The sequence below is a fragment of the Sulfurimonas sp. genome (genome assembly GCF_023228785.1).
GTDB lineage: Bacteria > Campylobacterota > Campylobacteria > Campylobacterales > Sulfurimonadaceae > Sulfurimonas.
Genome location: NZ_JALOAN010000059.1, coordinates 1 through 7,609 on the forward strand (window position 1 = coordinate 1; position 7,609 = coordinate 7,609).

Sequence of the window (7,609 nt, forward strand, 5' to 3'; positions counted from 1 at the left end):
CTAAGTTCTTCTGTCTCTTTTCTTTGAGATATTTTTGTACTAGCATTTAAAGTTAGCGCTGAGGATGCAATCAAACCACTAGCCACTACACCTTTAACAAAAACTCTTCTTGAGAGGTTTGAAGTTTCATGAGTCATCTTATACTCCTCATTAATTTTCTTATATAAGATAAATTTATTACTAAAGCATTACCCTAAGTGATAATTTAACTTAAATATTTAAAAGACAACCTTATTTTTTAAATATAATTTTATATCATGTTTCTTTAAAGCTCTTAAGTGTATCATTTCACATTATAAAATATATTTATTTTAATATAAATTTTAGGAGATTCAAATGAGTATATACAGAGAATATGACATCCGTGGTATCTATGAAAAAGAGTTAAATGAACAGAGCGTTGTTCGCATTGGTTTTGGACTTGCATCAAAGATTGATGGTGAATATGTAGCAGTTGGATATGATGCTAGAAGTCACTCTCCTATCCTCTTTGAATACTTAGTCCATGGACTCAATGCTGGTGGCAAAAAAGTCTTAGATATGGGGCTTGTGCCCACACCTATAAACTACTTCGCAAATTACCAAGAGTGGGATGGTATAACTCCTAATGCATCTATCATGATTACAGGTTCTCACAATCCTAGCGAATATAATGGCTTTAAGATTACAGTGGATAAAGCACCTTTTTTTGCAGAAGATATCTACGCGCTTGGTCGGGAGTGTGACGAGATGCCTTTTCCTCCAAAGGGAAAAAGAGAAGTTATAAAGATAGATGCAAAGGGCAGATATATAGACTTTTTAGTAAAAGAGTTTGCTCACTTAGAGGGCATGGATACAAAGATCGTTTATGACTGTGGAAATGGCGTAGCAGGAGTGGCTCTAGTGGATATCTTTGCTCGCTTAAAACTAGATGCAAAAGGTATCTATGTAGATCCTGATGGAGAGTTTCCAAATCATCATCCAGATCCATCAGACGAACATAACTTACAAGATATCAAAAAACTTCTTGCTTCTGATGGAGACATCGCTTTTGCTTATGATGGAGATGGAGATCGCATTGCAGTTCTAACTCACAAGAACAACATCAAAGGCGACATGATGGCACTCTTATTTTCCATGAAGATGAAAAACCCTACAGTCGTTGGAGAAGTAAAATGCTCTCAAGTTATGTATGATGAGTTAGAGCGCCGTGGAGCGAAGGCTATTATGTACAAAACAGGACACTCAAACATAAAAGTAAAGATGAAAGAATCTAATGCAGATCTAGCTTGTGAAGTTAGTGGACATATATTTTTCAAAGATCGTTACTTTGGTTATGACGATGCAATTTACGCAACACTTAGAATGTTAGAACTCATTCAAGATGGTATAGATCTAGATGCCGAACTTGCAAAACTTCCTCAAACTTTCTCAACCGAAGAGATCAAGATAGAGACAACTGAGAAGCAGAAATTTAAAATCATAGATAAAGTAAAAGAGCTACTTAAAAACCCTAAAGCTTCGTTTCCTACCATAAGAGACATCATAGAAGTTGATGGAGTTCGTATAAATTTTACCAATGGTTGGGGACTTGTTCGTGCAAGTAATACAACTCCAGTTCTTGTAACTCGTTTTGAATCAACTTCAAAAGAAGATGCCAAACTTTATGAGAGAGCTATAAACGATCTTATACTAGAGGCAAAAGAGCTACTTTAAAGGTAGCTCTTTCTTTTTCATAATATCAAAATAATACTCTATAGATTCAACATATCTAACAGGTTCTTCTCCTCTAGCATATCCATATTTTAAATGTTTATAATATTTTTTTTGTGATAAGAGAGGAAGAATTTTTTTTATATCACTCCAAAGGTATGGATTTTTATTTAATTTTCTTGCTAATGTTTGAGCATCGTGAATATGCCCCATACCAACATTATAAGCTGCTAATGCAAAAGACCATCTACTGCTACCCTCTATCTCTTTTGGAAATCTTTGCTCTATATCTAAAAGATACCTAGCCCCTGCATCTATACTCTCTTTTGCACTTAGCCTATTTTTAACTCCTAGTTGTTCAGCAGTTGATTGAGTTAGCATCATCATCCCACGAACTCCCGTATAGCTCTTTGCTTTTGGATCCCAGTGAGACTCTTGATAAGATTGTGCAGCTAGTAGTTGCCATGGGATCTCATAATCCTCGCCAGCTTTTTTAAAGTATTTTTTATAGTAAGGTAGACGGGATTTTAAGCGTTTGTAAAACATTTTTGTATCGTAATGATCAGCATACCCCAAGTGTGCGTAGTAGTGATCTTTTAGTTTTGCCATATTCGTTGAGTATTCATAATTATTTAACCATTTATACAAACTCTTACTAACTGAGTCATCGCCATCTCTTAAGATCCAAGAAAGGTTTTTTCTCTCACTTAAGATGATGGTTCTAATTAAGTTTGGATAATCTCTTTGACTTATTAAAAAGATATTTGAATCAACCACGGTACAGTCCATTTTTCTATCATTTGTTAGTTTTAAAAGCTCCTCTGATGAGTATTCAGCTGTTGAACTAAACTCCACACCTTTTATACTTTGTGAGAGTTTTTCCATTGTAGCTTCATAACTTGTCTCTTTTTCTACGACAATATCAAGACCTACTAGATCTTTCTTGCTCTTTGGGATACTTTTTGTTTTGTACATTGCGTTATGACAGATTAATTGCTCTTGAACTGTGAAGTATTTTGGACCAAATTTAAACTCATTTTCAATGGCTGGAGTTTTACTGATAGATGCTACAGTGATATCTCCTACTCCTTCTCTAGTCTTCTCTAGTGCTTCACTTATAGTATAGACTACACTTAGGTTTAAATCAACTCCTATTTCTTTTGCATAAGAAGCTATCAAGTCATACTCAAAACCATGCTCTTTTTCTCTTCCTATATAATAAACAGTAGGAGAGTTTAAGATGATAACATCTAGAGTCTTTTTGGCTTTTATCTTTTGAAGAAGAGTAATATTTTTTGATTTAGTAAGTTCTAAGTAGAGATTATGAGCTAGTAAACCAATAACAAAAAAAAGTATTGCTATAAAAAATTTTACTCTATTTTTAATCATTAAATACCTCTAAGTAAGAACTCATTTTTACCAACGGGCTAGATTCTACTAAAGCATGACTAACTTAAAACTTAAGCAAAACCTTTTTAAAGCATATTTTGTTATAATTTTGCCTACAAACAGTGACTTTAGTTTAAGGAAAAATATGAAAACCCATACTCTTTTAATGCCCCTAGATATGCATCTTCATCTTCGCGATGGAATTATGCTTGAAAATATAGCCCCACTTAGTGCTTTTAGCTTTAGTGGTGCTGTGGTCATGCCCAATCTTGTTCCTCCCATTACAACCCTTGAAGAAGTAAAAGCCTATAAACAACGCATCATTGCAGCAGTTCCAAACGATTATTTTGAACCATATATGACTCTTTTTTACAAAAACTATAGCAAAGCGTTTTTAAAAAGTGTAGTAGAAGAGATCATAGCTATAAAGCTCTATCCAGCAGGGATCACAACAAATTCTGAGGGTGGTGTCTCATCATTTGATATAGAAGAGATGAGACCTACTCTTGAAGCTATGAGCGAATTAAATATTCCTCTTTGTGTTCATGGTGAGACTGATGGTTTTGTTATGGACCGTGAAGCTGAGTTTATGAGTATCTATGAGCTTTTAGCTACTAGTTTTCCAAACCTAAAGATCATAATGGAACATATCACCACAAAAGCAGCTGTAGATATGCTTGATAAACATGATAATCTCTATGCAACTATAACTGTTCATCATCTTCTTTTTACTCTTGATGATGTTGTTGGTGGAATGATGATGCCACATAACTTTTGTAAACCAATAGCAAAACGCCCAGAAGATCTAGATGCACTACTTAGTGTTGCACTTGAGGCTCATCCCAAAGTTATGTTTGGAAGTGACTCAGCACCTCACCCACAAGATAAAAAAGAGAATTGTGGCTGTGCAGCTGGTGTTTTTAGCGCACCAATAGCTCTTCAACTTCTATGTGAGATCTTTGAGCAATACGACAGATTAGATAACCTTCAAGCTTTTGTAAGTGACAACGCACAAAATATTTATGGGATCTGCCCTGAATTTAAAGAGGTTATCTTAGAAAAACGTCCATTTGTTATACCAAATATATATGCAAATGTGGTTCCTATGTATGCCGAGCAAGCTTTAAATTGGGCTATAGCTGACATTGAGTAAAATTCTATTACTAGAAGATGATCTGCTTTTTGCAGAGACTCTTATTGACCTGTTAGAAGAAAATGGGCACACTCTAACTCACGTTCCTAATGGTCAAAGTGCCATAGAGGCAAGTTTTAAAGAGAAGTATGAACTCTATATACTTGATGTTAATGTCCCTCTCATTGATGGCATCCAAGTCTTAAAAGAGTTAAGAGATGCTGATGACACCACTCCTTGTATATTTTTAACATCTCATAAAGAGATGCTTCGTAGTGCTTTTTTATCTGGTGGAGATGATTATATAACCAAACCCTTTGATAGTGATGAACTCATACTAAGGATAGAAGCACTTCTTAGAAGAACAAGTTTAAGAGGCGTTAAATGTGTCAAGCTACTTTGCCATGATGAGATACATCAAAGAATCTTGTACGACAAAAAAGAGCTAGATCTCTCCAAAAAAGAGTATGCACTTCTTCTGCTTTTGATGAAACATGCAGACAATACAGTACCAAAAGAGCTTATTAGCGATGAATTATGGAGTGCTTCAAAAACTCCTAGTGATGGGGCTATACGAGTATATATTAACCGTATAAAGCATTTACTTCCACAAATTAACATAGAAAATATAAGAGGAATAGGATATAAACTTGTTTCGTAATCTTCGAATCACAATTTTTATATTTTACTTCTTAAGTATCAGTGCTTTTTTAGCAACCCTTCACTATCTCTTAGCAATAGTAGAAGTACAAAACGTTTTTTTAATAGCCGTAGTTATGACTTGTTTTAGCGCATTAGGTGGCATCTTTATCTCCAAACTCTCAGTAGATCCCCTAGAAGAACATGTCACAAACTTGCAAAACCTCTCTAAAGAGACACTTCATGAGCTAAATTTACCCATAAGCACCATTATGACAAACCTTAATATGCTTAAAAAAAAGACTGCAGATGAAAAAGATTTAAAGCGACTTAAGCGAATAGACACAGCTTGCTTGATGCTTCAAGAGAGATATAACGAGCTTGACTATATGATAAAAAAACAGACATTTTATGAGGTAAAAGAGGAGTTTATGTTAGATGAACTTGTGAGTTTTAGAGTTGGTTTTTTAAAGCATATTTATCCTCATATGGAGTTTAATTTAAATCTTGAAAAGACTAAAATCATAAGCGATAAAACAGGTTTATCAAAAGTCATTGACAACATAATAGATAATGCAGTAAAATACTCGCCAAACAGTAATAGTTGCGATATAACACTAAACGATCACACACTCCGCATAAAAGACTTTGGCTGTGGGATGGATGAAGTTGAAATTATACGAATATATGACAACTTTTACCAATCAAACGATACTATGAGAGGCTTTGGTATAGGGCTTGGAATGGTAAAGAGATTTTGCGACTCTCAAAAAATACAACTAAACATAAAATCCAAACTAAACATTGGAACCACTGTACTACTTAAATTTAAGGACAATTAATGCAAGACAACTTTTTAGCTTATGCAGAAGATGCACTAGACTACGGTGTTATGGGGGTTCTAATCCTTATGAGTATTGTAACTCTATGGCTTTTTATTGAGAGGATGATGTTTTATAATGGCATTCGGCTTAATGATTATAAAAATAGAGATCATCTAGAGATAGATCTAACAAACAACATTAGCGTTATAAGTGCGATTGGTTCAAATGCTCCTTATGTTGGGCTTTTAGGTACTGTTCTTGGTATTATGATTACATTTTACACTATGGGTGATGCGGGTGCAGTAGATGCCAAGAAGATAATGATAGGTTTAGCATTAGCTCTAAAAGCAACTGCAATGGGTCTTATAGTTGCAATGCCTGCTATCGTTGCTTATACAATGGTGCTTAGGAAGGTTGAGAAGATCTTAGCAGCTTATGATATTTTAAATGAAGATAAAGATTCATAAATGGCAAAGTGTAAAAAAGAACCAAAAAGATTCGATCAGATAAATGTTATACCCTTTATTGACATTATGCTCGTTCTTTTAGTTATGGTTTTAACTACAGCTACTTTTATCAAACAAGGTGTTATCCCAGTAGAGCTACCTGAGGCAAAAGCAAGTAAAAAAGAAGATCTTAAAAAAGAGATTAATGTATATGTAAATTCTAAAGGTGAGATGTTTATAGACAAAGAAAAGCTTGATGCAAAAGAGTTAAAGACAAGACTATCTCAGATCTCAAAAGACCAAACTGTAGTTCTTAGAAGTGATAAAGAGTCACGGTTTCAAGACTTTGTAACTGTTATGGATATACTTAAGAGTTTGGAGCATGAACAACTCTACATCATTACAAAAGAGTAGTTTAGTAGGCTTTGTCTAGGAGTTTTATCCCAGATCCAAAGCCTTCTTTTGGCTCTTCTTTTGTAATTTTTACTTCTTCTTTATAGATCTTCACATCTCGATTAAACTCTTTTTTTGCTATCTCTGTATCTTCTCTAAAAATTGTGCTTGCTATAAAAAACAAAACCATAATCACAACCACACTTACATATAGTAAAACATAGTTTTTAATGTGACCAGATTCAAATGGGTTTTTCATAATTACTCTTTATCTTTTTTTTGATGTCAATTATATACCAAATAAGATAACTTAGACTTTTTTTATGTTAGTATATTTTAAAATTGATTTAAGGAGAGTAGATGCAAACTACAATGTTTAAAGGTAGTAGTGTAAAATTAGCTGGCAATGAGCTAAATGTTGGAGATAAAGCTCCAATTGCTATTGCTACTGGCGTAGATCTAGGAGATGTGGAAGTTGGTGGGGCAAAAGATAAGATTCAACTCATCATTACAGTTCCATCTCTTGATACTGCTACTTGTGCAGCTGAGACAAGAAAGTTTAACACCGATGTAAACAGTCTTGACATCTGTGAGACAACTGTAATCTCTATGGATCTACCTTTTGCAGCAGATAGATTTTGCTCAACTGAGGGCATAGAAAACCTAAGCGTAGCATCTGACTACATCAACAAAGATGTAAGTCGTGCTTATGGCGTTCTTATGGAGGACAACAAACTAAAAGGACTTAGTGCTAGAGCTGTTTTTGTAGTAGATAGAAGTGGAACTATAGTCTATAAAGAGATAGTACCAGAAGTAACTGCTGAACCAAACTACGAAGCTGCTCTCGACGCTATAAAAGAAGCTAGATAGATATTTTCACACCTTTTGAGGGTGTGGATTTAACTAAGTGTGTTTACAACACTTTTTATACTTTTTACCACTTTGACAAGGACACAAGATATTTCGTCCTATTTTTGAGTTTAAAAACTCCCCATCTCTATATAACCAGACACCATCTTCAAAGATAAAGTTACTTCTCTCGTGTTGCACTTTCAATCCATCACTATCTTTATAGTAGGCTTTAAATTCAACTT

Annotated in this window: 10 protein-coding genes; 7 read left to right on the plus strand and 3 right to left on the minus strand. The window is 34.3% G+C overall.

Translation table 11 applies throughout. From position 1 onward, the window contains the following. Positions 1-336: 336 nt before the first annotated feature. Positions 337-1,695 carry a phosphomannomutase/phosphoglucomutase gene (locus tag M0Q24_RS10975; RefSeq protein ID WP_295050608.1) on the plus strand — a complete coding sequence of 453 codons (1,359 nt, stop codon included), beginning with the start codon at positions 337-339 and terminating at the stop codon, positions 1,693-1,695. Here the strand turns inward: M0Q24_RS10975 and mltF are convergent. Beyond that, the gene (gene mltF / locus M0Q24_RS10980; RefSeq protein ID WP_295050610.1) at positions 1,687-3,081 is read right to left on the minus strand and encodes a membrane-bound lytic murein transglycosylase MltF; all 1,395 of its coding nucleotides are present in this window, start codon (positions 3,079-3,081) and stop codon (positions 1,687-1,689) included. The two genes, M0Q24_RS10975 and mltF, sit on opposite strands and share 9 nt — an antisense overlap. Before the next feature lie 145 nt (positions 3,082-3,226). On the opposite strand from mltF, the gene pyrC reads away from it, so the two are divergent. Genes pyrC through exbD form a run of 5 tightly spaced genes read left to right on the plus strand, consistent with a single transcriptional unit; the run spans position 3,227 to position 6,536 of the window. Then, positions 3,227-4,234, plus strand: coding sequence for a dihydroorotase (gene pyrC, locus M0Q24_RS10985; protein WP_295050612.1), 1,008 nt, complete (start codon positions 3,227-3,229; stop codon positions 4,232-4,234). Continuing rightward, the gene (locus tag M0Q24_RS10990; RefSeq protein WP_295050613.1) at positions 4,227-4,874 is read left to right on the plus strand and encodes a response regulator transcription factor; all 648 of its coding nucleotides are present in this window, start codon (positions 4,227-4,229) and stop codon (positions 4,872-4,874) included. The genes pyrC and M0Q24_RS10990 overlap by 8 nt, the downstream gene beginning before the upstream one ends. Beyond that, on the plus strand, positions 4,864-5,694 hold the full coding sequence (locus M0Q24_RS10995; protein WP_295050615.1) for a HAMP domain-containing sensor histidine kinase: 831 nt from the start codon (positions 4,864-4,866) through the stop codon (positions 5,692-5,694). Before M0Q24_RS10990 ends, M0Q24_RS10995 begins: the two co-directional genes overlap by 11 nt. Further along, positions 5,694-6,143: a TonB-system energizer ExbB gene (gene exbB, locus M0Q24_RS11000; RefSeq protein WP_295050617.1), complete on the plus strand. Its 450-nt coding sequence runs from the start codon at positions 5,694-5,696 to the stop codon at positions 6,141-6,143. The genes M0Q24_RS10995 and exbB overlap by 1 nt, the downstream gene beginning before the upstream one ends. Continuing rightward, complete coding sequence (gene exbD / locus M0Q24_RS11005) at positions 6,144-6,536, plus strand: TonB system transport protein ExbD (RefSeq protein ID WP_295050619.1); 393 nt, start codon at positions 6,144-6,146, stop codon at positions 6,534-6,536. 1 nt (position 6,537) lies between these two features. Here the strand turns inward: exbD and M0Q24_RS11010 are convergent, their stop codons facing one another. Then, positions 6,538-6,774 (minus strand): hypothetical protein, encoded by a 237-nt coding sequence (locus M0Q24_RS11010; RefSeq protein ID WP_295050620.1) that lies wholly within the window; start codon positions 6,772-6,774, stop codon positions 6,538-6,540. A gap of 101 nt (positions 6,775-6,875) precedes the next feature. Here M0Q24_RS11010 and tpx point away from each other — a divergent pair, with 101 nt between their 5' ends. Then, positions 6,876-7,385 (plus strand): thiol peroxidase, encoded by a 510-nt coding sequence (tpx, locus tag M0Q24_RS11015; RefSeq protein WP_295050622.1) that lies wholly within the window; start codon positions 6,876-6,878, stop codon positions 7,383-7,385. A gap of 33 nt (positions 7,386-7,418) precedes the next feature. Here tpx and M0Q24_RS11020 read toward each other — a convergent pair. After that, positions 7,419-7,609 (minus strand): YchJ family metal-binding protein (locus tag M0Q24_RS11020; protein ID WP_295050624.1); only part of this gene is annotated, 191 nt, incomplete at its 5' end.